Below are 397 nucleotides of genomic sequence, written 5' to 3'. Positions count from 1 at the left end.
GGAAGACGGCTCGCTGGCCGAGGCGCGCCGTATCATGGGGCCGGACGCCATGATCGGCGTCACCTGCCACGACGACCGCGACCTGGCCTGGGACGCCGCAGAGGGCGGCGCCGACTACGTCGCCTTCGGCGCCTTCTATCCCACCGATACAAAGGAAACGGTGCATCGCCCGCCGCTGGACATCCTGACGGTGTGGCAAGAGACGGTCGAGACGCCCTGCGTCGCCATCGGCGGGATCACGGTCGACAACGCTGCAGAGCTTGCCCAGGCCGGCGCCGACTTCGTGGCGGTCAGCGGCGGGGTCTGGAACCATCCCGACGGCGCAGCCGAGGCCGTCAGGCGTTTCAATGAAAAATTGCGGGCCTGACTTCAGGGGATATTAGGAACCGTGTCGTCC

At 67.3% G+C, this 397-nt stretch carries 1 protein-coding gene; it reads left to right on the top strand.

Annotated features, from left to right (window positions below):
• The coding region (locus tag JWG43_RS21130) for a thiamine phosphate synthase (RefSeq protein WP_205244479.1) at positions 1 to 367 on the top strand (367 nt) is incomplete at its 5' end.
• Between the last annotated feature and the right edge of the window lie 30 nt (positions 368 to 397).

The sequence above is a fragment of the Desulfobulbus alkaliphilus genome (genome assembly GCF_016918545.1).
Lineage (GTDB): Bacteria > Desulfobacterota > Desulfobulbia > Desulfobulbales > Desulfobulbaceae > Desulfobulbus > Desulfobulbus alkaliphilus.
Note: the sequence above shows the minus strand (reverse complement) of the source record. Positions and strands in the feature narration are given on the sequence as shown.